The sequence below is a fragment of the Psychroserpens luteus genome, assembly GCF_015319355.1.
In the GTDB taxonomy this organism is placed as follows: domain Bacteria; phylum Bacteroidota; class Bacteroidia; order Flavobacteriales; family Flavobacteriaceae; genus Psychroserpens; species Psychroserpens luteus.
Genome location: NZ_JADILU010000001.1, coordinates 467,232 through 491,466, shown reverse-complemented (window position 1 = coordinate 491,466; position 24,235 = coordinate 467,232). Strand labels below are relative to the sequence as shown.

General features: G+C 32.2%; 17 protein-coding genes. 8 read left to right on the top strand and 9 right to left on the bottom strand.

The window, feature by feature from the left end:
- The first annotated feature begins 88 nt into the window (after positions 1-88).
- Positions 89-1,447: a hypothetical protein gene (locus tag IM744_RS02145; protein ID WP_194506435.1), complete on the top strand. Its 1,359-nt coding sequence runs from the start codon at positions 89-91 to the stop codon at positions 1,445-1,447.
- A gap of 254 nt (positions 1,448-1,701) precedes the next feature.
- Positions 1,702-2,166 carry a DUF1569 domain-containing protein gene (locus IM744_RS02140; protein ID WP_194506434.1) on the top strand — a complete coding sequence of 155 codons (465 nt, stop codon included), beginning with the start codon at positions 1,702-1,704 and terminating at the stop codon, positions 2,164-2,166.
- 61 nt (positions 2,167-2,227) lie between these two features.
- Here IM744_RS02140 and IM744_RS02135 read toward each other — a convergent pair whose 3' ends face one another.
- Both IM744_RS02135 and IM744_RS02130 read right to left on the bottom strand, forming a co-directional pair.
- A complete protein-coding gene (locus tag IM744_RS02135) occupies positions 2,228-4,315 on the bottom strand; it encodes a S46 family peptidase (protein ID WP_194506433.1) in 2,088 nt (695 codons plus the stop codon).
- Positions 4,316-4,365: 50 nt separating this feature from the next.
- Positions 4,366-5,148 (bottom strand): hypothetical protein, encoded by a 783-nt coding sequence (locus IM744_RS02130; RefSeq protein ID WP_194506432.1) that lies wholly within the window; start codon positions 5,146-5,148, stop codon positions 4,366-4,368.
- A 314-nt stretch (positions 5,149-5,462) separates the two neighbouring features.
- Here IM744_RS02130 and IM744_RS02125 point away from each other — a divergent pair, with 314 nt between their 5' ends.
- The 3 genes from IM744_RS02125 (at position 5,463) to IM744_RS02115 (ending at position 8,191) form a co-directional block, all read left to right on the top strand.
- Complete coding sequence (locus IM744_RS02125; protein WP_194506431.1) at positions 5,463-6,605, top strand: methionine aminotransferase; 1,143 nt, start codon at positions 5,463-5,465, stop codon at positions 6,603-6,605.
- A gap of 156 nt (positions 6,606-6,761) precedes the next feature.
- Complete coding sequence (locus tag IM744_RS02120) at positions 6,762-7,304, top strand: hypothetical protein (RefSeq protein WP_194506430.1); 543 nt, start codon at positions 6,762-6,764, stop codon at positions 7,302-7,304.
- 104 nt (positions 7,305-7,408) lie between these two features.
- Entirely contained in the window at positions 7,409-8,191 is a 783-nt protein-coding gene (locus tag IM744_RS02115) for an amidohydrolase (protein ID WP_194506429.1), read from the top strand.
- Here the strand turns inward: IM744_RS02115 and IM744_RS02110 are convergent.
- Together IM744_RS02110 and IM744_RS02105 are read right to left on the bottom strand one after the other, a co-directional pair.
- Positions 8,175-9,782, bottom strand: coding sequence for an Ig-like domain-containing protein (locus IM744_RS02110; protein ID WP_194506428.1), 1,608 nt, complete (start codon positions 9,780-9,782; stop codon positions 8,175-8,177). The genes IM744_RS02115 and IM744_RS02110 overlap by 17 nt on opposite strands.
- A 203-nt stretch (positions 9,783-9,985) precedes the next feature.
- Positions 9,986-10,579 (bottom strand): ComF family protein, encoded by a 594-nt coding sequence (locus IM744_RS02105; protein ID WP_317175378.1) that lies wholly within the window; start codon positions 10,577-10,579, stop codon positions 9,986-9,988.
- A gap of 156 nt (positions 10,580-10,735) precedes the next feature.
- On the opposite strand from IM744_RS02105, the gene IM744_RS02100 reads away from it, so the two are divergent.
- Both IM744_RS02100 and IM744_RS02095 read left to right on the top strand, forming a co-directional pair.
- Positions 10,736-11,620: a hypothetical protein gene (locus IM744_RS02100; RefSeq protein WP_194506426.1), complete on the top strand. Its 885-nt coding sequence runs from the start codon at positions 10,736-10,738 to the stop codon at positions 11,618-11,620.
- A gap of 77 nt (positions 11,621-11,697) precedes the next feature.
- Positions 11,698-13,239, top strand: a complete 1,542-nt coding sequence (locus IM744_RS02095) for a glycine--tRNA ligase (protein ID WP_194506425.1) — start codon at positions 11,698-11,700, stop codon at positions 13,237-13,239.
- A gap of 77 nt (positions 13,240-13,316) precedes the next feature.
- Here IM744_RS02095 and IM744_RS02090 read toward each other — a convergent pair whose 3' ends face one another.
- The 5 genes from IM744_RS02090 to IM744_RS02070 form a co-directional block, all read right to left on the bottom strand.
- Positions 13,317-13,880 carry a DUF3575 domain-containing protein gene (locus tag IM744_RS02090; protein WP_194506424.1) on the bottom strand — a complete coding sequence of 188 codons (564 nt, stop codon included), beginning with the start codon at positions 13,878-13,880 and terminating at the stop codon, positions 13,317-13,319.
- A gap of 96 nt (positions 13,881-13,976) precedes the next feature.
- On the bottom strand, positions 13,977-15,122 hold the full coding sequence (locus IM744_RS02085; RefSeq protein ID WP_194506423.1) for an efflux RND transporter periplasmic adaptor subunit: 1,146 nt from the start codon (positions 15,120-15,122) through the stop codon (positions 13,977-13,979).
- A gap of 2 nt (positions 15,123-15,124) precedes the next feature.
- Positions 15,125-19,438, bottom strand: a complete 4,314-nt coding sequence (locus IM744_RS02080; protein ID WP_194506422.1) for a CusA/CzcA family heavy metal efflux RND transporter — start codon at positions 19,436-19,438, stop codon at positions 15,125-15,127.
- Between the two features lie 68 nt (positions 19,439-19,506).
- Positions 19,507-19,896 carry a hypothetical protein gene (locus IM744_RS02075; RefSeq protein ID WP_194506421.1) on the bottom strand — a complete coding sequence of 130 codons (390 nt, stop codon included), beginning with the start codon at positions 19,894-19,896 and terminating at the stop codon, positions 19,507-19,509.
- A 52-nt stretch (positions 19,897-19,948) separates the two neighbouring features.
- The gene (locus tag IM744_RS02070; RefSeq protein WP_194506420.1) at positions 19,949-23,359 is read right to left on the bottom strand and encodes a hypothetical protein; all 3,411 of its coding nucleotides are present in this window, start codon (positions 23,357-23,359) and stop codon (positions 19,949-19,951) included.
- A gap of 110 nt (positions 23,360-23,469) precedes the next feature.
- Between IM744_RS02070 and IM744_RS02065 the strand changes: the two genes are divergently transcribed.
- Complete coding sequence (locus IM744_RS02065; protein WP_194506419.1) at positions 23,470-24,231, top strand: exodeoxyribonuclease III; 762 nt, start codon at positions 23,470-23,472, stop codon at positions 24,229-24,231.
- Positions 24,232-24,235 lie beyond the last annotated feature (4 nt).

Here is a 24,235-nt window from a genome sequence, read left to right as displayed (position 1 = left end):
AGAGTTTTTTTATTTAAATACCTTGTATTAGGTATGTTTTTGTAACAAGTTAGATATTAAGTTTACATTGAATTCTAAAACTTATATTATGAAAACATTCAAAACTTTATCTTTCTTTGTATTTGCCTTATTGGTAATAAGCTGTAGTAAAGAAGATGGTATAAATAAAAATGAACTAGAAATAAAAAAGTATGTTTCTTTAAACCCAGCAAATCCATTATTATTGAAGTTAGAGCGATCAGACAATATCACTATTTCATATTATGGTGAAAAAGATGAATTAGGAAGAGCTCTAAATTGTAACCTCATTGGTGTTCAAACTCCAGATTCTGAAACACCAGTCTATACGCAAATTGATGATTCTGGAAGACCTGCTAAAGTGTTTGCTTCAGATGGCTCATCAATTAAGTTTAACTACGAAGATATAAATGATCCTAGAATCTCTGTCACAACATCACTTGGTGAGAACCGGTTAAGTTTTCCTCTTAACAGTTTTCAAGAAGATACTAAAAGTTCTATTCAGCAAGGAAACACGAGAGTAAATAAAAAAATTAAACTTTTGAATACTAAAGAAATAGAGCGTCGTACTACAGCAAATTGCGATATTTCCAATCTTAAAATATCACTTGAAAAGTGTGGAGACCCATTCAATAATGCAACAATCATGCTATTAGCAAAAGGTGTAGATGCACCTAATTATCAAGCACAATATATAGCAACTTCTGATGGAAATGGTAACTATTGTTTAATTGTAGACCAACCTCAACCATCTGCCATACAACTCAGTGAAATTTGTTCTAGTGTTGAAAGTGCTTTGAGTCCGATTTGTACTGGATTAGATTTTTTTAATACCATTCCTGGCTCACAAGTAACACTTTGTGCAACTATTTCATCTGTATTCACTGCAGTAAGTTTACCAGTTTTTGTAGGATGTGAGTCATTGATAAATGCTCTTAATCTTTATTGTGGAACATTAGGTGCATCTGGAGATGGTGGTTTATCTGTATTGGGTGCTATCTGCGAATCTGAAGCATTAGAAGAGAACATTCCATCAACATTCACGTTCAAGCCAGCCATTTATATCGATGGTGATAATTATATTATTGGACAAGAAACTGGCGATTTTCCAACATCAGGACCATTTAACGATATTAATATTACATTGCCTTCTGTAACGAAGATTAACGATTTTTACACGAATCCTAGCGATCCAAGTCCAGGTCAAGATTATATTGTAAATGCTGTAATAAATTGTATAGAAGCTGTTTCAAACGCTACAATTATTGTGGTTGGAACAGATGGGTACACAGATAGTATTACTGTTTCATTACCACAAGGAAACTCTACCATTAGTCTCTCTGTACCAGGTGCAGATGGTGGTATCAAAGATTTTTTATCCATATCTGTTGATGGTCTACAACCTTCAACCAACGTTATTTATTTTTAAACTATATATTTAAGATTAAAACCCCAAACATAATTGTTTGGGGTTTTCTATTTATTTCATTGCGAGGCGCTATTTTGTAACTTAAACTCTTTTTATAGCCTTAGTACAATAAAAATGCGCTATGCTTATTTTTCGACAAAACATCCGAGTTTTTATTTTATAAAAACCCACATTCCTTTAGCTAAAGGAAGGAGCCCATTACTCACTATTATCTCGTTTTATTTGTTAACTTCACAATCTTCAAAATAAAACCCATGAGTTCAAAAAAAATAAACAGTCTCCTTAATAACTTAGAAACTCATATAGAAAATCATAGTATTTTTAATCCTAAAATATCTAAAAGTGATGTTGCTTGGCATACAGATCATAGTCTTAAAGTGATTAATAGAGTATGCGAAACACTCCAGTCATCAGATCCTGAAACTTATAAAAACAACTTTAGCTTTTTAGGAAAAGTATTCTTCACGCTTGGTTTTTTTCCCAGAGGAAAAGCTAAAGCTCCAAAATATGTGATACCACCAGAAACCGTTTCAAAAGAAGACCTCATATCTCAAATTGAGTTGGCAAAGACTAATGTTAACAGTATAGCGAGTTTAGACAAGAATGCATATTTCAAACATCCTTTATTCGGAAATGTGAATACATCAAGAATTTATAGATTTTTAGAAATTCATACGAATCACCATTTGAAGATTATTGGTGATATTGTTGGAAAGTAAAATAGCTTATAAAAAAACCTCTCTAAATCTAGAGAGGTTTTTTTATAAGATGTATAATCTCTTATTTCTTAGGATGCACCAACTTCATTTCATCAATCAAATGTTTTGCGCCTGCATATTTATCTATAATAAAAAGCACATAACGAATGTCAACCATAATGTTTCGGCAAATTTCTGGATCGTAATTCATGTCGCTCATGGTTCCTTCCCAAACGCGATCAAAATTTAAACCCGTTAAATTACCTTCAGCATCTATAGCTGGACTTCCTGAGTTTCCTCCAGTCGTGTGGTTTGTTCCTAAAAAGCAAACTGGCACTTTTCCGTTGGTATCAGCATATTGCCCATAATCTTTAGCATCATATAAATCTATAAGTTTTTGAGGCACATCAAATTCATAATCTCCAGGCACATATTTCTCAATCACACCATCTAAATAACTCACTGGATTATAATACACAGCATCTCTAGGGGAATAACCACGAACTTGACCATAAGTCACACGAAGCGTACTGTTAGCATCTGGGAAATAACGCTCTTCTGGCAATACCTTCATTAAAGCTGTCATGTATGTGGTTTGTAACGATGTGATTGGTTCGTTTTTTTGCTGGTACTCTGAGTTAATCTCGTTGTAAAACTCTTCAATCATAGGTTTTGCATACTTATATGCAGCATCTTTATTCAGTTTTTTAATAACTTCATTCGGTTTTCCTTCAAGTAATTTTAATGCACTATCTAAATTTGTAAATGCAGACTTGTTATAAATACTAGCATCAACATTTTTATTATAGAATGGCATTACAGCTTCAAAAACACCTTTGTCTACTTCTACATCATAATTTTTATGAGTGCCTTTTAATCTGTTTTCTAAAACCTCTTTTGCTTTCTTAAAATCATCAGGATTTTTAGAGATTGCTAGTTCCATTTGATATGCTCTCAATGTCATATTCATAAGCTCATTAGTCACAAAAAAGACTTCGATAAAGTTTCTACGTTTGATGTTTATAGCCGAAAAGTCTTTATATAAGCGATCAAATTCTGGTAGAATATTTCCGTAGGTATCTTCCATACCTTTTTCTTTAAGCGCTTTGGTAAACGTAGCTTCAAATTCACGACGTTTTGCTACTGCGTTACTTTTCTTGATTCCTAAGTTTTCACCAATCCATTTTTTCCATGCATTAGCAATTCTTGCTTGCTTTGATGCGTATTTAATACGTACATCATCACTAGTTTTCATTTTTGCATCTATCACTTTTAAAGCAGCTTCACGAATTGCAATATTGGTTGGATTATATTCTTGAGTAATATGCTCAATAGCAACTGCTGGCAAATACTCATCTGTAGTACCTGGAAATCCAAAAACCATTGTAAAATCACCTTCTTCAATACCATCTAAAGATACTGGCAAAAAGTGTTTTGGCTTATATGGCTTGTTATTTTTACTATAAGTTGCTGGACGATTGTTAGCATCTGCATAAATTCGGAATAAAGAAAAATCACCTGTATGTCTTGGAAATACCCAGTTATCTGTATCACTACCAAATTTCCCAATACTTGTTGGAGGTGCACCAACTAAACGAATATCTTCAAAACGCTCAGTCACAAAAAGAAAATATTGATTGCCTTTAAAAAAAGATTTAAGCTTAACATCTTGCCACGTTTCTTTTGACCAATCTTTTAAAACTCCGTTTCCATTTTTGGAGATTTGAGATTGTTTATCTGTTTCGGTCATTGTATCATCTAAGCCTTCTAAAACTTGACTAGTCACATCATGAATACTGACTATAAACTCGACATACAATCCTTCGTTTGGCAATTCTTCGTCTAAAGACATTGCCCAAAACCCATCTTTTAAATAATCATTTTCTAAAGAAGAGTGCGATTGAATTTGACCAAAACCACAATGATGATTGGTAAGAATTAATCCTTTTGGAGAAATCACTTCGGTTGTGCAACCACCATTAAAATGTCCGATGGCATCTTTTAAACTAGAATTATTGACATCATAAATATCTTTAGCGGTTAATTTACTGCCAAGACTTTGCATTTCGGTTTCGTTCATTCCTTCTAAAAGTGAAGGAATCCACATACCACCCTGCTGAGCAGATAGTTGAAAAGCAATGAAAAAGAATATAATTTTTAAAAATCTCATAGTGCGTATTTTTTATGCACGTAAAGATAAAAAAATACTCACATATATCTCTAATTGGCAGGCACACTCAAACGTGTATTGAAGATCCAATTTTTAACTAAATTTTTATTAGTTGATATTTCAGCAAACACATAAATATTAGAAGAGAAACATGCAGCCTTTTCTGCTAATTCAATAACCACTTTATCATCACAATAACTAGAATGTAAAAAGTAAAGTTCTTTGTCTTTTACTAAAACGTAACCAACATGGTTATCTAAGCCTACAAAGTAAACCCCATCGTTATAAACCGAATTTACTTTTTGTTTTAAAGACTCAAAAGACTCGTTTCTATAAATTTTAAGTTGCGATTTAGGTTGTAACATTATGGCTTCAATTAATCCAGCTTGTTGCGCCATTTTATAACGATTGAGATTAAATCCGAAATGTTTTAAAGTCGTTGACACAAAATACCCGCAAGCAATTTCACCGTCATTTGGAGAATTGGTGTGACCGTTAAAATCCCATTCTGTTCCGTACCAATGAGGAACGATATCATTCAGCAATTTTGAATATAAATATTGAGATGCGCTATCAATCGCTTTTGTTGGATTGGTTTGATGTAGCGTTTTAAAGTAAGTTTTATCTGTTTCTATCTTATTTAAAATAGATATATAATTGCCTTTGGGTTTGAAGTTGAGATTGAGTTTTATAGAATCTATCAATAATTCTTCAGGTATTTCTTTAATAACAGTTTCACTATTTTTAATTGTAGTTATGACCACTTTTTTTTCTTGCTTAGAGTTACACCCAAAAACTAAAATACAGAATAAAAGAAGAGTAATTTTTGACATACAAGTTTAACGGTGTATCGATGGATTTAGTATCTCTAAATATGGAACACCAATCTAAATGACCAAACATAGACATTATAATATCCTCCCTAACATGCCTTATTACAAATTATTCTTTGTAACTTAAAAATTCACTTAGTTCAGTTCTGAACTCAAACAATAATTTAATTTATATCACAGCACAAGTCTACAAATAGATCGTTTGTGCTTTTCTCCATTTATTCGAAAACCGAATAAAAATAAACCAAAACAGAAGTATCGTTTTTTTTATATTACCTAAACGGAAATTTTATAAATTCAGTATTATATAAACTATGGAACACCTATCAAAATTGCCAATTATTGGCACAAATATCTTTACAGAAATGAGTGCTTTGGCAAATAAAAATAAAGCTATAAATCTATCACAAGGATTCCCAAATTATCCAAGTTCTCAAAAATTAAATGATTTAGTCAATCACGCCATGAACAATGGTTACAACCAATATGCACCTATGGCTGGAAATTTAGATTTACGACTTGCCATTGCAAATAAATACAAGCTACTCTACAATAAGACTTATGATCCTGAAAAAGAAATTACGGTTACTGCTGGTGCTACACAGGCTATTTACACAATTATTTCAACTTTTATAAGATCAAATGATGAAGTCATAATTTTCATGCCTGCTTATGATTGTTACGAACCAGCGGTTAAAGTGAATGGAGGTAAAACAATTCCTATTCAATTATCGGCACCAGATTATAAAGTCAATTGGAAAGAAGTAGCTTCAAAAATATCTCCTAAAACCAAGATGATTTTGATTAATTCACCTCATAATCCTAGCGGAACAATCTGGCATAAGGAAGATATGTTAGAACTTCAAAAAATAACCAAAGGCACGAATATTATTGTATTGAGTGATGAAGTTTATGAACATATCTTATTTGATGGTGAGCAACACCAAAGCGCTTGTCTATTTACAGATTTAAAAGAACGAAGTTTTATTACTGCTTCTTTTGGAAAAACATTTCATAACACAGGTTGGAAAATCGGCTATTGTTGTGCGCCAGACTATTTAATGGACGAATTTAGAAAAGTGCATCAATTTAATGTGTTTTCAGTTCATCATCCCTCACAAAAAGGGATTGCAGATTATATGCAAGATCCCGAAACTTATTTAGGATTAAATTCATTTTTCCAGCAAAAACGTGATTTATTTTTGGATCTAATTTCAGAATCTAGATTTAAATTTAAACCATCAAAAGGCGCCTATTTTCAAGTATTAGATTATTCTGACATTACAGATGAAAATGATGTAGATTTTGCCAAACGTTTAATCAAAACTTACGGTATTGCTTCAATTCCGCTATCTGTTTTAAGCCAAAAAGGTAAAGATGATAAAGTACTGCGTTTTTGTTTTGCTAAAACGGATAAAACCCTAAGAGCTGCAGCAGATATTTTGAACAAAATTTAACACTATTTTATGTGACTTCTCATCTACATTTGTGTCTTATAAATAGAACAATTAAAACATAAACACATGAAACGAGCATGTTCAAAACTTTATCACCAAAAGTAATGATTAATTGCGAACAGCATGTGACAACTAAAAAACAATAAACATAAACACATGAAATATATTATTATCCTTTTAATGTTAACTTTTAGTGCAACAATGAATGCTCAAGAAGTTCAAAAAGACGGAAAAACTTACGAAGTAAAAGAAGACAAAATTTTCCTTGCTGGAAAAGATGTTACTGAAACATTAAGCATTGAAGAAACAGCTTCTATTTTAGAGTCTGCTCGTTTAATTAATGAGAAGGTTGTATTAAAAGAAGCTGCTGAAAAACTTAAAAAAGCAAAACAAAAAGAGATTGCTAATGCGGAAAAGACGAAACAAAAAGAAGCAGATAAAGTTGAGAAAGAAGCTAAGAAACTCGTAAAAGACAAGAAAAAAGCTGAAAAAGCTCAAAAACGCGCAGAGAAGGCATTAAAAAAGCAACAAAAAGCTCAAGATAAATTTAAAAAAGCTTCTAAAAAACTTGAAGATGCTCAAAAAAAATACAAAAAACTAAAAAGAAAAGGTAAGTTATCACCTAGCGATGACCTAAAGTGGCTTGAGAAACTTAAAGATTTAAAAGAAGATATAGAAAAAGCTAAGAGTAAATTATAACATTTAATTTTCTTTTAAATAATAGAATCCATTTTAGTAGGTTAATAACTACTAGAATGGATTTTTTTTATTGAACTCATATAAAAAATTTGTAATTTTAAAACATGCAAAAGGAATTAAAAGTCGCGCTTATACAATCAAATCTTGTTTGGGAAAATCCTGAGCAAAATAGAATAAATTTCACTAATAAAATTAGTGCTATTCTAGAGCTTGTAGACCTTATCATACTTCCAGAAATGTTTACATCTGGGTTTACAATGCATCCAAATCTAGTTGCAGAAACTATGACTGGAGATACCGTATCATGGATGCAAAAATTGGCAACCATAAAAAAAACTGCAATTACCGGTAGTGTTGTTATTAAAGAAAATGATAACTATTACAACCGACTTCTATTCGTATTTCCCGATGGTAAGATTGAGCATTACGATAAAAAACACACCTTTACTTTAGCTGGTGAACATAAAGTGTACAAAGCTGGATCACATCAATTAATCATTAATTACTTAGGTTGGAAAATTTGCCCCTTAGTTTGTTATGATTTACGTTTTCCTGTTTGGGCTAGAAACACAACTGATTATGATATATTACTTTATGTTGCAAATTGGCCTAAAGTTAGAGTTGCTGCTTGGGATGCTTTACTAAAAGCTCGTGCAATAGAAAACATGACGTATTGTATTGGTGTTAATCGTGTTGGGCTTGATGCAAATAATTATGAGTATTCTGGAAATTCTGGAGCTTATGATGCCCTTGGCAAACGCATGGACACAATTCCTACAGATAAAGAAGCTACAGAAATTGTGACTCTAAAAAAAGAGCACATTTCTAAATACAGAGAAAAGCTAGGCTTCTTAAAAGATAGAGACGTATTTAGTCTAAAAGGGTAAACTCTTCAACTGGATCCCAATTTGCTCTTGCCTCGATGATTTCTGTTTTATAACTGATACGCTCAGCTTGTAATTGCTTGAGGTAATTACCCGAATCCCATTTTTGGTTTCCGTTTGTATCAAATATGACTTTTAAGTAGTAATCTCCTGGTGTGAGATTTCTAAAATCGAATAAACGCTCTTCTGTAGCAAACTGTTCATATTTAACATCACCTTTATCATTTGTGAGTTGAACAATTGCTGGATAAGTCATGTTTCTTAATGTGACTCTAATATTTGAATAGTCTGAATATAATTTTGTTTTAGCAGAATAATTGAGTGTGTCATTCACATTTCCGAAGAAATCTTCAAAAGTTCCTGGCAATAGTGTCATTTTATATTGTTGCTTCTCTTGCTTTTCAAACTGTAAACTATACACATTATCTAATGAGTTAAAAGTCGTTTTAAAAGGCACATCTAAAGAATCTTTATCTAAAATTTTAATCTGTTTTTCATCAAATTTCACAAACGGAATAGATCCTGTTATTTGTACATCCTCACTAAAACCTAATGTCCCTGAAGACAACATTTTTATGGTTAATGAGTCTTTATCAATAGTTCTAAATCTGTGTTTTAATGTATCTATAAAGGTCTTATTTCTTACTATAAATTGGGTAGAATCTAATTCTAGCTTGGGCTTATACCAATAGTATAACGTATCTGCATTGGGATCTTTTGTAACTCTGGTAGTAAATCCTTCTGGTTTATTGTCCAGCAACTCAATTTCCATTGTTTTGTAATCGCCTTCATAACCAAATGCTATTTTTTGACCTGCGACTTGACGCGGTTTTTTAGCATCAAAATTAATTTCTTCTTTGAATAATTTTATGGTATAATTCTCATCGGTAGGTGCAGTAATAAAACCTTCATAAAATCCTATTTTATCATTGTCTTGCTGAAATGTGAAGTTTCCATTTTCGTCTTTTAAAGCCACCAATTTATAGGTTCCAGGTTTGATATTATCGATACTGAAGGTTGTGAGGCTATCTAAGGTATTGGTGATATATTTAGGTTTATTTTTATAAACTATAGAATCTGTATAGGTAGAATCTCTCTCGTACAACATGACAGAAACAAATTCCTCTGGGCTTCTTTTTTCAGCATCTAAAATTTGTCCTTTTACAGATAAAGAATCGATATAATCTCCAGTAGAAAACACATATCTGTAGTAATCATAAGGGTTCTCTTCATTATTATCAACGATACTTTGACCAAAATTAAAAGCGTAAGTTGTATTGTCGTCTAAAGTGTCATTTATTATAATGGTAATGTATTTACTCGCAGTTCCTAATGGTGTTACCGTTGGTTCAGGATCCATTGGTGGAGAAATAATGAGTTGTTTTTGAAGGTTTTTAGTTTTAACATATTCGTTAAAGTAAATTTTAATCTCTTTACCCTTAAAGTTAGTCGTCAAATTTGCTGGTGAAGATTTGATAATTAATGGAGCCTCTTCATCTTTTGGGCCTCCAGAAGGTGTTCCTCTATTAGCACAACTCACCATCATTGAAATGATTATAAGTATGATTAAACTTTGTAATACGTTTTTACGCATGCGAGATTCAAATTTTAACAAATTAACAATAAACCTATGTATCTTCAAAACTATTTAATACCAATTTAACCTTAAAACATTGTATGTAACCACGTTTCTTTTTCATTCATATTTCAGTATAAAATAGAACTATAACCACTACTATGCTTATATTTTATTTTTCATCTGAACAAAAAGTAATTTACTTTATTAGTCCAAACATTTTAATCTGTGATTGACATGGTGGCTAGACTTAATCTAACACCTTTTATTTCTAATAATGTATTGGCACAATCTTCTATAGTTGCTCCTGTGGTAATGATATCATCTACAATAAGGATGTGTTTATTTTCTAAATAGTCTCCATTTACAATTTTAAAATTGGTGTGATCATTAGAATTTCGTCTCAGTCTATCTTTAAATACTTGTGTTTTAGTATTCGTTGTTTTTATTAATACAGATGTATTAAATTCTGCATTTAAAGCTTCAGCTATTGCAATACCAAATTCATCAACTTGATTAAAACCTCTAGACTTAAGTTTCTTTTTATGTAAAGGCACAGGAATAACAACATCAATGTTAGAATACGCGTCAAGAACCTTTAATTCATTTCCTAGCCACTCGCCTAAAAGTTGTCCAATTTCTTCATGTCCGCGATATTTTAGATTGTGCATGAGTTGTTGTACAATGCCTTTTTTAGAAAAATGAAATAAGGCAGTTGCTTGTTCTAGCTTCACTCTTCCGTAGAGTATTTTATGAACAGCGTTGTCATTATCTTCATGAAAATTTGTGAGTGGTAAATCATGTCTGCAATTCATACAAATTTGTAGTTCATTATCAGACAAATGATTACTACAAGCTCTACAAACTTCAGGAAAAAACAAGTTTAACAAGTTTTTTATCATTTCAACGATTAAAATTAATTATTGATAACATATTCTTTAGTTTAGCGGGATTAAATAACAAAATTAATAATGATAGTTAACCCTCAATTATTTAACTACAGATTAATTATTGGTTCTTTAATTATTGCAGTCGCAGTTCTAACTGTTTACAGTTTTACAAGTTACAAATCCATTGAAACGCATCAGCAATTTTTAGAACAAGAAAAGAAGCTAGTTGAAAGCGAGCTCTCCCAAATGATCACGCGCTATGATGATGTTTCAATTTCCAATGATCTGATATCTTCCAAACTGGAAGACGCTAAACGAGCAACCATATTAACTTTGGACTCTCTTAGAATGGTACGTAGTGATCTCTCAATACTTACAAAATTCAAACAACAACTCTTTAACATAAAACTTAAAAATAAGGTTTTATTTAAGACTGCAGACTCTTTAGACCAAGTAAATAAAGGTTTAGAAAAAGAAAAACTACTCGCTTACAATGAGTTAAGAAAACAACAACGCGAGAATTCTACCTTAGTTCAAAAAAACAAAAACTTAAACGAGAGTTTAGAAAAAGGAGCCCTACTAACAGCTAACTCATTTAAAGCCAAAGGTTTTGAGAAATTATTTGGAATTAAAACACCAAGCAACAAAGCCAAACGTGTTCATAGTATAGAGGTGTCTTTCATTCTTGCTGAAAATTCTTTAACAGAAGCTGGTGAGAAAGAAATATATATTCAAATTGTAAATCCACGAAATAATGTAGTTGCAGATAAAGGCTCTGTTGATTTTGGGAGTTCTACTTTAATTTACAGTGAAAAACAAATTGTCAATTATAACAATAATGTTGTTGAAGTTAGTATTGATGTAGATGCAGATATCAATGAACAACCTTTAGAAAAAGGTAGTTACTACATATCTGTTTTTCATAAAGACAGAAAACTAGGAAGCGCTCAAGTAAATTTGAATTAATAATTAATTTATAATCAACCTTATATAATTTATTAAAAACCGCACAATTTATTGTAGCGGTTTTTTATTTTTGCACTATGGCAAACGAAGATCAATTTAAAAAAGTAATCTCTCACGCAAAGGAGTATGGTTACGTATTTCAAAGTAGTGAAATCTACGATGGATTAAGCGCAGTATATGATTATGCTCAAAATGGAGCAGAACTCAAGAAAAACATTCGTGATTACTGGTGGAGAGCCATGGTACAAATGAATGAAAACATTGTAGGTATTGATGCTGCAATTTTAATGCACCCAACAACCTGGAAAGCTTCTGGTCACGTAGATGCTTTTAACGATCCTTTGATTGATAATAAGGATTCTAAAAAACGCTACCGTGCAGATGTTTTAGTTGAAGATTACTGTCTTAAAATTGAAAACAAAATTGAAAAGGAAGTTAAAAAAGCTGAAAAACGCTTTGGAGACGCTTTTAATAAAGAAGAATTTGTAAGCACCAACGGAAGAGTTGTTGGGTACCAGGAAAAAATTGATTCAATTTTGAAGCGCTTAGGTCAATCTTTAGAAAAAGAAGACTTAGCAGATGTGAAAGCATTAATAGAAGAGCTAGAAATTGCAGACCCTTTGACTGGTTCTAAAAACTGGACAGATGTCAAGCAATTCAATTTAATGTTTGGAACCAAATTAGGTGCTAGTGCAGAAAGCGCAATGGATTTATATTTACGTCCAGAAACAGCTCAAGGTATTTTTGTTAACTTTTTAAACGTTCAAAAAACTGGACGTATGAAAATTCCTTTTGGGATTGCTCAAACAGGAAAAGCTTTTAGAAATGAAATTGTTGCAAGACAATTTATCTTTAGAATGCGTGAATTTGAACAAATGGAAATGCAATTTTTTATCAAACCAGGAACTCAAAAAGAATGGTTTGAATACTGGAAAGAAACCCGAATGAAATGGCATTTATCTCTCGGAATGGGAGAAGAAAATTACCGTTTTCATGACCATGAAAAATTAGCACATTATGCAGATGCTGCAACAGATATAGAATTTAGATTCCCATTTGGGTTTAAAGAATTAGAAGGGATTCACTCTCGTACAGATTTTGATTTAAAACAACACGAGGAGTTCTCTGGCAAGAAATTACAGTATTTTGACCAAGAAGATAAAGAAAGTTATACTCCTTATGTTTTAGAAACGTCTATTGGTTTAGATCGTATGTTTTTAGCTGTATTTTCAAATGCTTTAATGGAAGAAGAACTTGAAGATGGTAAAACACGTACTGTTTTAAAATTACCAGCAGTTTTGGCGCCAACAAAAGCAGCAGTTTTTCCTTTACTAGCAAAAGATGGTTTACCAGAAGTTGCTAAACAAATTGTTGAAGATTTAAGATGGGATTTCAACGTTATTTATGAAGAAAAAGATACCGTAGGAAAACGATATAGAAGACAAGATGCTGCAGGTACTCCATTTTGTATCACAGTAGATCACGATACTTTAGAAGATAATATGGTAACCATTCGTCATCGCGATACGATGGAACAACAACGTGTTAAAATTGAAGATCTAAAAGATATTATCAAAAAAGAAGTTGATGTAAAACATTGGCTTCAAAAAATGAAATAGATTTATTTTTTCTTCGGAAATATAAAAACTCCCAAGCAATTGCTTGGGAGTTTTTATTTATATAATATTTAATTTACTTAAAATCGATAACCCAAATTAAAACCAAATTTACCAACAAACTGGAAGTCTTGGTTATCTCTAGAGTTATTGATTATATTTCTACCAATACCACTGGTTAATTCAAAAACAAAACCATTTTTAATCACCCATTTACCTCCTAATCCAAAACCTAAAGCAACATTTGTAAAAGTCTCTTCTGTTGTTACTAATGTTGGATCAAACTCATTTCCTGTAAAAAAAGAGTTTCTGTCATCATAAGAAGACACCATCCCAAAACCTTCAAGAAAGAATCCTGAAGCATATTTTTTTCCGAAGAAAATGCGATAGTAGGGTGAGACATAATAATTAAGATCTGTATCAAAATTTTCTTCATCAAAAGGAATGAGCATAGAAATCCCAACCGATGAAGTTTCAGATAAATTACGTTCATAACTAGCCTCAAAAGCCCCTACTAATAGGAATACTGCATTTATTTTAATTTCATTATCCTTTTTATAAGGATCTTGGATAGAATCATTTTGAGCAAATGCTCCAGAAATAAAAAAGAACATACAAGCGATACATAGGAGTGAGTTTTTCATAAAAATTTAGTTAAAAGTTAACAGCGCAACTACATCAATAATTGTTCCAATTGATAGATGTAATAATAGTAAAAAGGTTGCGTCACAATATAAAATTTAATGACTATGTCCACCCTCACTTTCATTAAGCAACATACTTGTTCCTTTAATTATGATTTGCTTGTCTTTTAAAATTTCAGAATTTAAAATTTCAATATTGGTTTCTGTTCGCTTACCAAGATCTAATTTTATTTTTTCTAAATGAAATTCATCACCATTTTTTTCCTCTAATACTAAAACATAAGCATCATCACCAACCTCAATAACCGCTTCTGTTGGTAAACCCATGCCTTTTGTCGCTGCAATAACAACATCTGCTTCTACAAACATACCAACTATAAAATTTTCTTCATCGTTATTCATATGTCCATGTACTTTTACTCGTCTTGTTTGCTCATCAATTGTGGTACCTACTAAATGCACTTCGGCTTCGTATGTTTCTTCGGAAGCTTCTGGGATTTTAAACAAGATTTTCTGGTCTTTCTTAATTTTCATAATGTCTTTTTCAAAAACCGACAATTCTAAATGGATATGATCTGTATCCACAATTTCTAAAATCACATCACTAGGCGACACATACGTACCATTACTTACATTCACCTTAGCAACATAACCATCAATTGAAGCGTAAACATTAATGGTTGATGAAATACGACCTTGCTCTACACTTGCTGGATTGATATTAATCATTTGCAACTTTTTTCGTAATCCGTTATAATGTGCAAGGTTACTTTTGTAATTACTTTCGGCTTTTAGATAGTTTTTTTCTGAAGTAATTTGCTCATCGAACAATGTTTTTTGTCTATTAAACTCAGACTTCAAATAATTAATCTGCTCTGAAACCTCCAAATACTGCTGTTGCAATTCTACAAACTCAGTATTCTCAAGTGTTACTAAAAGTTGTCCTTTCTTCACTTTATCACCAATTAACAAAGGGGTTTTTGTTATATAACCACCAACAAATGTTGTTACACTAGATTTGTTATGTGGTGGTACATCAATCATTCCGTTAACTTTTACAGTATCATAAAAATCAACTTCTTCTAAACCTCCAAAAGCCATTTTCTCACCTTCAAACTGAGCTTTGGTAATAGTGATTTCATCATGATGCTCTTCACTTTCTAAAATTACTTCTTCTTGTTTTTCTGAATTTCCGCAGGCCATTAAAACCATTGCAAATAATAAGATATATATATGTTTCATTGTTATAAAATTAAATAGTTGATTGTAATTACTGTTTGATTGTATAGATTGAGTTGTTCTAGATAACTCAACTGTATTTCTTTAGCTGTCTCTAAACTTTGGATGTATTGAAAAAAGTCAATTTCACCTTCTTTAAAAGTGCGATTTGCTGTTTTAATAATTTCTTCGGAAAGCGTTTTACCTTGTGTTTCGTAATAGCTAATGCTTTCCTGATGTTGCTGCAGTTTCGCCAAGAGCGATTGATATTCTGCTTTTAACCTATTCTCATAATCTATCTTTTGTTCTACAACAATATCTTCTGAAATTTTTGAAGCTTTAATTTTAGAACGTTGACCACCAAACAAAAAAGGAATTTTTAACCCAAACTGATAACCATTAATTGATTGATTTAGGTTGCTGTTTGTGCCTTGAAAATACTCTGCACTTAAATCTGGCAACAAATTCTGTTTCTCTAATATGGTTTGCGCTTGCTGGTAATTTATAGACGCATCATAAAAGGATAAACCTTCATGCGCTTCTAATGATAAATTTTGAAGTTCTAATTTCTCAAGTTCAATATCTTCAATTACTATAGAATCCACCTGAACCACTTTTTCAAGTTGTGATTTAGATTGATTGACGCCTTGTAAAGACTGTTTATATAAGGTTTCTAGTTGTTTCTGTTTAGAACGGGCAGTAATCATTTCTAGATAATTGGTTTCACCTAACTCAAAACGTCTCTCTGCTTTTTTAGCAAAATCCTTATATAAACTATCCAAATATTTATAAGTCAAAGCTTTGTTTTTGTTATAACTCAACTCATAATAGTTACTATAAACATCTCTTTTAACCTTTAGTAATTGTAAACTATACTTAGCTTCTTGCAAGTTGACATTTGACTTATTACGTTTCTTTTCAGCAAAATAAACCGTCGGAAATTTAAAATCCTGTGACACACCAAAAACCTTCAATGGTTCATTATTTATTGCCAAATTATTTTCATCATATTGATAATAGATACTTGTTTTATCAAAACTAAATGCACTACCAATCAATGCATTTGATTCATCAATTTTTAGTAATTCAGCTTTTAGATTACCATTATTTTCAATCGCTAACTCTAAAGTTTCTTCAACCGTTAATGCTTTATTTTGAGCATTTGCACCAAAAGTCAAACCTAAAAGAACAATTGTCATTAAGGCTGTATTGTTCATTTTTACAGTGCTTTTCTTTTCAAACCACGCATACAAAACAGGTAAGACAATTAAAGTTAATAGTGTTGCAGTGATCAAACCTCCAATAACTACAGTTGCTAATGGTCGTTGTACCTCAGCACCTGCGTTTGTTGAAATCGCCATTGGCAAAAACCCTAAAGCAGCAGCTGCTGCTGTTAACAACACAGGTCTTAAACGCTCACTGGTTCCTTTTTTGATGCGTTCTTCAATATTAGAAAAACCTTCGGCTTTGAGTTCCTTAAAATGTTCTATGAGGACGATTCCGTTTAAAACTGCAATTCCGAAGAGTGCAATAAAACCAACACCTGCAGAAATACTGAAAGGCAAATCCCTAGCCCACAATAATAAAACACCTCCAACAGCAGCAAACGGAATAGCAGAATAGACTATCAAAGCTTCTTTTACTGAGCCAAATGCGAAATACAATAATATAAATATGAGCACCAAAGCAACCGGAACCGCTACAAGCAATCGATCTTTTGCACTTTGTAAATTCTCAAATTGACCACCATAAGTAATAGAATACCCAACAGGTAGTTTTAGTTGAGCATCAATAATTTGTTGCACATCATTGACTACAGATTGTAAATCTCTATTTCTAACATTAATCCCAACAACAATGCGTCGCTTCGTATCATCTCTAGAAATTTGAGCAGGACCTGTAGTATATTCAATTGTTGCCAGTTCGCTTAAAGGAATTTTGTTTCCTTGAGGCGTATCTACGTACAAATTTTTCAGGCTTTCAAGATTTTTTCGATTATTTTCTTGTAAACGAATTACCAAATCAAAACGTTTTTCACCTTCAAAAACACTACCAACAGATTCTCCCGCAAAACCCATAGAAATGATTCGGTTTAAATCAGAAATATTCATCCCATAACGTGCGATTTTACTACGATTATATGTGACACTCATTTGAGGTAAACCTTCTACTTTTTCTACGGAAATATCTGCTGCACCTTCTACATTCTGAATTAAGCCTCTAATCTCATCAGCCTTATTTGCTAAAATGGTTAAATTTTCACCAAAAATCTTAATCGCTACATCTGCTCTAACACCTGTAACCAATTCATTAAAACGCATTTCTATAGGTTGTGTAAATTCTACTTCCATACCTGGAATTACAGCTAAAGCTTCTTTAAATTTATCTGCTAGCTCATCTTTACTATTTGCAGATGTCCATTCTTTTTTAGGTTTCAGCTTTATAATAACATCGCTTTCTTCCATAGACATAGGGTCTGTTGGTACTTCTGCTGCTCCAATTCTGGATACTACCTGATCAACCTCTGGGAAACCATCTAATAAAATTTGCTCTATGTGAGTTGTGATATCAACAGTTCTTTCTAATGATGTACCTGTTTTCAAAATGGGTTGGATAACGAAATCGCCTTCATCTAAAGTAGGCACAAATTCGCCACCCATTCTTGTAAAAATCCATACACTCATCGCTAATAATACTGCGGAAAACAGAACCACTATTTTTTTATGGCCTAGTGCCCAATGAATAGTTGGTCGATAAAGCTTATTTAAAAAGTTCATCAATCTTGAAGAGACGTTTTTAGTTGACTCCTTACTTGCTCTCAAAAATAACGACGACACAACAGGAACGTAAGTCAAACATAATAACATAGCACCAATGAGTGCAAAACTAAATGTCATCGCCATAGGCTTAAACATTTTACCTTCGATACCACTCAAAGAGAGAATTGGTATAAATACAATTAAAATGATTAATTGACCAAAAATGGCAGAATTCATCATTTTTGAAGCACTTTTTAGGGTAATATGGTCGATTTCTGCTTGTTTTTCAAGTTTATCAGTTTTTGAAATTTGAGAAGATTTAGACATAATCTGAAATGCTATAAACTCCACAATGATGACAGCTCCATCGATTATAATTCCGAAGTCAATAGCTCCCAAACTCATCAAATTAGCATCTACTCCAAAAAGATTCATGAGAATAATGGCAAACAATAAACTTAAAGGAATAACCGAAGCAACGATTAATCCAGAACGCCAATTCCCAAGTAAAAGCACAACCACAAAAATGACAATGAGTGATCCTAAAATTAAATTTTCGGCAACTGTAAATGTTGTTTTACCAATGAGTTCGCTACGTTCTAAAAAGCCATTAATGTAAACACCTTCTGGCAGTGTACTTTGTATCGAGGCAACACGTTCTTTAACCGTATCAATAACTTCTTTAGAGTTGCCATCTTTAAGCATCATAATTTGGCCTAAGACTTTTTCGCCTTCACCATTTCCTGTGATAGCTCCAAAACGAGTTGCACTACCAAACCCAACATTTGCGACGTCTTTAATAAAAATTGGTGTCCCATCATTTTTTACCACAATGTTTTCAATATCTTCTAATGAACTCACTAAACCTTCACCACGAATAAAAAAAGCTTTGCCATTTTTTTCGATATATCCACCACCTGCAACGCTATTGTTTTTTTCAAGTGCCTCGTAGATTTTTGATATTGAAATGTTCATAGAAGCTAATTTGCCAGGATTAATAGCAACTTCATATTGTTTTAAAAATCCTCCCCAAGTATTGACTTCTACGACTCCTGGAATTCCTGACAATTGTCGCTTAACAATCCAATCTTGGATGGTACGTAAATCTGTAGTCGTATATTGATCTTCATAACCAGGTTTTACGTCCAAGATATATTGGTAGATTTCACCTAGACCAGTAGTAATTGGGCCCATTTCTGGAGCCCCAAACCCTTCGGGAATTTGCTCTGATGCCGATTTTATTTTTTCAGCAATAAGCTGTCTTGGTAAATAGGTGCCCATATTGTCGTCAAAAACAATCGTAACGACAGATAACCCGAATTTTGAAACCGAACGAATCTCTTCAACACCTGGTAAATTAGCCATTTCTAATTCAACTGGATAGGTAATAAATTGCTCAACATCCTGGGTTGATAAATTTCGGGATGTGGTAATAACTTGTACTTGATTGTTGGTAATATCTGGAACAGCACCAATAGGAATTTGGGTTAATGAGAAAATTCCGAAGCCAACAATAAAAGCTGTAAAAAGGAAAACAATCAGCTTGTTTTTTAAACTAAATTTAATAATTGATTCTAACATAATTTATATATAAAGTGTTAAGCTATTAAAAAACAGCTTATTAAAAAATGACTTTAATCACTAATAAATTATGCCAACTTTGGTGGTTGAAAAACGCTTGATTTTTCAAATAAAGAAACCGATTCCGTGTAGAAAAAATTAAAAGGAATCTCTATAAATGGATCGTAAGTAAGATCGAATTCTATAATATCAAACGTAAATGCAACGCTTGTATGTACACAAGTTTGATGATGATGCTTGAAAGGTAAATCTTCATGCTCTTCATGATCATTATCATGACTATCTTTTAGATCTCCATAATGTTCTGCTAAGAATTGAACAAATGAATCGCCATAATTTTCTTGATGATATTCTGCATGATCCAGCAAAACGCTAATCTTAGAAATATCTTCAACTCCTATATTAAGACTTTGAAAAAGCACCAAAAAAGAAAATGATATGGCAAATAATTTTTGCATGTATCAAAGTTATAAAAAAAATACTGTCTATATGTAATGAATGTTACAAAGCTTAAAAATAAGCCTTTAACTGGACCGTTCCTGTATGGATTGTTTTACTAGTTTCTGTTTTTCTTCCGAAGTAATTAAAATTCAAATCTAAGAATTTAGTCAGTTTCTTTTGAGCTAGCAAACTCCATGTAAAGTTATTTCCTGGTTGCAATCCTTCTAATATTTGATAAGCTACAGGTGAATTAGCATTGCCAGTAAATTCATTTTTAAAGAAATTGACTTCTCCTGTCAAGGCAATCTTATTTGCGTTATTATAAGTAAACGACATTCCGTAGTTATTTTGCAACAATTGCTCCATGCTTCCAATAGTATTGTCTTTTGATGTGTACTGATAAAAGACATCAAAACGCGCATTCTCATTAAAAATATAAGACAATTTATGTTGAAATCTTACTTCGTCTAATTCATAATTACGAGATGTAAAATTCTCACTTAAACTTTCATTCGTTTCAAAACTAGATTGTAAATTAACGAGCCAATTAGTCCAAAATTTATGATTGAACTGCAATTGATGGCTTTCAATTTTATTTTCTTGAAACCCTATAGACAAAGTTGCTCTATTGGTATTCGCTAAATAAGTATATGATGTGGTGTAGTTTTGTTTACCTCTATTATAAAAGAGCACATTACGAATACTTTTGTTTAATGCGAGTTGATTCTCCTCATCTGTAGAGAACGGATTTAAATCAAACTCCTCTCCTTCTCTTTTGTTTTTTCTATCAACTAAATACGACGTCTGATTATAAAAATGAGACCAGAATTTCTTTCCTTTTTCTTCGGAAACTGTCCATTGTTGTGGATTAATAGTTAGCGTTTGACTAAATCTATTTTGATGTGTTTTCACAAATACCTGATTAGGCAATAACACTCTAATGTATTCGCCTTGATCTGCAAATTGAGCAATTTCAAACTCGTTGAGTTCCTGAATTCCGTTGTCGTTATAATCAATCCAAGTGTAGGCTCCTTGACCTGGCTCAACTGCGACATAAGTAAAATCTTGTTGTGGTAAGGTTCCTGAATTGGTTTCAAAAACGGTGTTTAAAAGCACGAGATTATTCCATAATTTCTGATTAAAATTCAATCTAGAATTCAAAGAATTTTCATCTTCAATGGTATCGTCTTCGCTTTTTAGTTTTCTAAAATTGGCATAAATAGCCAAATTGGTATTTTTATTCTGAATAATCTTAGACTTCACATAATACGTGTTAGACGTGTTTACTCGTTTTATTTCATTACCTCGTAAACTATCATTAACACGATGTTTGTAACCAATCTCAACAAAGACACCTGTACTATCTCCAATTCCTGTAAATACTTCGTAAGAATTGAAACGCTGACTCAAACTTGTTAATAAATCAGTTTCCCTATCGCGTTGCTCATTATCTTCTAAAGAGATTCTTATCCCAACCCATTGGGTTGCAAAATTATAAGTCACTCTATTAAAAGTACGTACAAAAGTTGACGTCGAGAGACTACTTTTATTATTTAAAAAACTAGAGTTAGAAAATATATTAAATTGATTAAGTTGAAGATTAGCAAACACATTATGTCTATTTCCATTAAAATTCTCTGAATAATTAAGATGCTCAAATTGGTATGATGCCAATCCTTTTTTAGGGTGAACGAGTTCTAAACCAGAAGATAATAAGGATTGATTTCCTAATGGGTTTTCTAAATTCCAATCGCGATTAAATTCTGCTCTATATAAACGTTGAATGGTTTTAAAATTCTTATTAATTATATCTGCATCAATATTGGCATTAAGATTCCAAAGGCTATCTGTTTTAATAAGATTTTGGTTGACACGCAACTTTGCTGCAAAACCATCATTATTGCCATCATCTATATTAGAAAATAAATTCACATCGTTTTTACTGCCAGTTAATTCAAAAAACACATCGGTTTTTTCGGTTGGTTTATAAGTTCCATTAACCACAGCAACCTGTAATTTTTCTGGAGCAATTAAACGTACTATCGGTTCATAATTCCCTTGAGGAACGCCACTTATAGGATCAACATATTCAAAAATATTTTCAATCGCATTACTATTTATCAACACGTAATTACCAAGATTAGCACCAACCAACGTAAAACGCACGCTAAACAAATCGTCATCTTCATTATTTGAAAACACAAAGCGTTCAATACCACCAATAATATCTTTTCTATATAATATACGATTTTCATCATATGCTTCGGAAACATCTGAAGGTGCAATCATTTGCGATTCATCATCACCAGCATTAGATAAAATTTCGACTTGTTCTGCAGAAAGATTTTGCTGCAGTGGTTGGTTTTTTGCATCTGCTTCAGAATAGACCGAAACGCCTAATTTTAATTTTTCAGATTCATAAGCACCTCCTCCAAAAATGATAAATCGAGAGAAATTACGTTCACTAAACTGATAATCTACTGTGATTCTCATTTCCGAAGTAATTGGAAAAGTAGAGTTGAATATGATTTCTCCAGCATTGTAATCTATGATATAATCTTTGTTTTCGCCACGTTCTATTGGCAGACCATTAACGTAAACAGTCTCACTACCAGACACTATTAAAACAAACAGTTCATTATTGGGTCCTGTGAGTTTATATGGACCTTGATTTCCTTCTTGAGCAGTAAACTGGCTTGTGGTAAACTGACCTCGCACTAACGCTCCAGACGCAAAAAGATTGGTTTTTGAGTCTTCATCTCCAAAATTAGCACTCACCTGAAGTCCTTGCACACGCTTAGTGAAATTGGCAAAATAACTGTTAGTATTAGTCAAATCTATGTCACCTGCTCTTATATTCCAATCCTCGCTAAATAGTTCTATGAATACCTGATCAAACTCATCTAGTCGCTGTGAATAACCACTTTCTTGCAGTGGGATATTTGCATCTTGAATGGATGCTCTAAGCGACACCCTATCACTTAATTTTCCGGAAATCTGTAAATCTAATTCGCTATTTAATACCGAATTTTGATTGTTTCCTAGCGTTACTCCTCTTGAAATACTTCCTGATGTGCTTAATCCACCAAATGGTGTATAGTTTCGCTGAAGATTAGATTGATTGAGTTTATAAAGTCGTTGCAGGTTATCTGTGTTTTCTACTATGATTTTTTCGTCAAGTTGGGCGTATTTTCGTGTTATAAAATCTGGATATCGTAAATAGGAAATCTCTACAGAATCTACTTCAACAGGTTTTTTAAACGATAAAATTGCTTTTGCAAAATCAATTTTATAGAATGAGGTATCAATGAGTGTTTGATTTGTTTTCCGAAGAAAAAACCAACTAGAATTAATGCTTACAGTATCTATTTTAATAGAATCTCTTACTGCTACTTTTTTCGTTCTATAGTTAGAAGTTGTCTCTTGCGCAAAAGCACAAAAGGACAGCATAAAACAAATAAAAGTGATTGTAAATTTCATTCTCTATATTAACTGCTAAAGACAGAAATTATTTTATGGTTAAAATGCCCTTAAATAGTGGTGTAAAAGTACAGTATTATTTATTTTAGCTAAAATCTTAAAACCTTACAATGAAAATCATCTCTTACAACGTCAACGGTATTCGAGCAGCAATGAAAAAAGGCTTTGTTGATTGGCTTATTAGCGCAAATCCAGATGTGATTTGTCTTCAAGAAATCAAAGCTATGAAAGAGCAAGTTGATATTGAAGCTATAGAAAACGCTGGTTATAAATATAACTATTGGTTTAGCGCAGAAAAAAAAGGTTACAGTGGTGTCGCTATTTTAAGTAAAATAGAACCTAAACACGTAGAATATGGAACAGGAATCGAATCCATGGATTTTGAAGGTCGTAATATTAGAGCAGATTTTGATGGTGTTTCAGTGATGAGTATGTATTTACCATCTGGAACTAATGACGCGAGATTGGCTCATAAATTTGAATACATGAATATGATTCATCAATATTTAAATGAATTACGTAGTGAGCATCCTAATCTTATTGTACTTGGCGATTATAATATTTGTCACGAAGAAATAGATATTCATAATCCAAAAATGAAAGGTGTTTCTGGGTTTTTGCCAGAAGAACGTGAATGGCTTGGAGAATTTATAGATAGTGGATTTATAGACTCATTTAGACATTTACATCCAGAAAAACAGGAATTTTCTTGGTGGAGTTACAGAGCAAATTCTCGTGCTAATAATAAAGGTTGGCGATTGGATTATGCAATGGTGAGCGAGCCTATACAAGATAACATCAAACGAAGCGTTATACTCACAGAAGCGGTTCATAGTGACCATTGTCCTATTTTAGTAGAAATTGAAAATTAATAAT

Coding starts and splice junctions, on each gene's coding strand:
- IM744_RS02145 (WP_194506435.1), top strand. CDS start 89: ATGAAAACATTCAAAACTTTATCTTTCTTTGTATTTGCCTTATTGGTA.
- IM744_RS02140 (WP_194506434.1), top strand. CDS start 1,702: ATGAGTTCAAAAAAAATAAACAGTCTCCTTAATAACTTAGAAACTCAT.
- IM744_RS02135 (WP_194506433.1), bottom strand. CDS start 4,315: ATGAGATTTTTAAAAATTATATTCTTTTTCATTGCTTTTCAACTATCT.
- IM744_RS02130 (WP_194506432.1), bottom strand. CDS start 5,148: ATGTCAAAAATTACTCTTCTTTTATTCTGTATTTTAGTTTTTGGGTGT.
- IM744_RS02125 (WP_194506431.1), top strand. CDS start 5,463: ATGGAACACCTATCAAAATTGCCAATTATTGGCACAAATATCTTTACA.
- IM744_RS02120 (WP_194506430.1), top strand. CDS start 6,762: ATGAAATATATTATTATCCTTTTAATGTTAACTTTTAGTGCAACAATG.
- IM744_RS02115 (WP_194506429.1), top strand. CDS start 7,409: ATGCAAAAGGAATTAAAAGTCGCGCTTATACAATCAAATCTTGTTTGG.
- IM744_RS02110 (WP_194506428.1), bottom strand. CDS start 9,782: ATGCGTAAAAACGTATTACAAAGTTTAATCATACTTATAATCATTTCA.
- IM744_RS02105 (WP_317175378.1), bottom strand. CDS start 10,579: ATGAATTGCAGACATGATTTACCACTCACAAATTTTCATGAAGATAAT.
- IM744_RS02100 (WP_194506426.1), top strand. CDS start 10,736: ATGATAGTTAACCCTCAATTATTTAACTACAGATTAATTATTGGTTCT.
- IM744_RS02095 (WP_194506425.1), top strand. CDS start 11,698: ATGGCAAACGAAGATCAATTTAAAAAAGTAATCTCTCACGCAAAGGAG.
- IM744_RS02090 (WP_194506424.1), bottom strand. CDS start 13,880: ATGAAAAACTCACTCCTATGTATCGCTTGTATGTTCTTTTTTATTTCT.
- IM744_RS02085 (WP_194506423.1), bottom strand. CDS start 15,122: ATGAAACATATATATATCTTATTATTTGCAATGGTTTTAATGGCCTGC.
- IM744_RS02080 (WP_194506422.1), bottom strand. CDS start 19,438: ATGTTAGAATCAATTATTAAATTTAGTTTAAAAAACAAGCTGATTGTT.
- IM744_RS02075 (WP_194506421.1), bottom strand. CDS start 19,896: ATGCAAAAATTATTTGCCATATCATTTTCTTTTTTGGTGCTTTTTCAA.
- IM744_RS02070 (WP_194506420.1), bottom strand. CDS start 23,359: ATGAAATTTACAATCACTTTTATTTGTTTTATGCTGTCCTTTTGTGCT.
- IM744_RS02065 (WP_194506419.1), top strand. CDS start 23,470: ATGAAAATCATCTCTTACAACGTCAACGGTATTCGAGCAGCAATGAAA.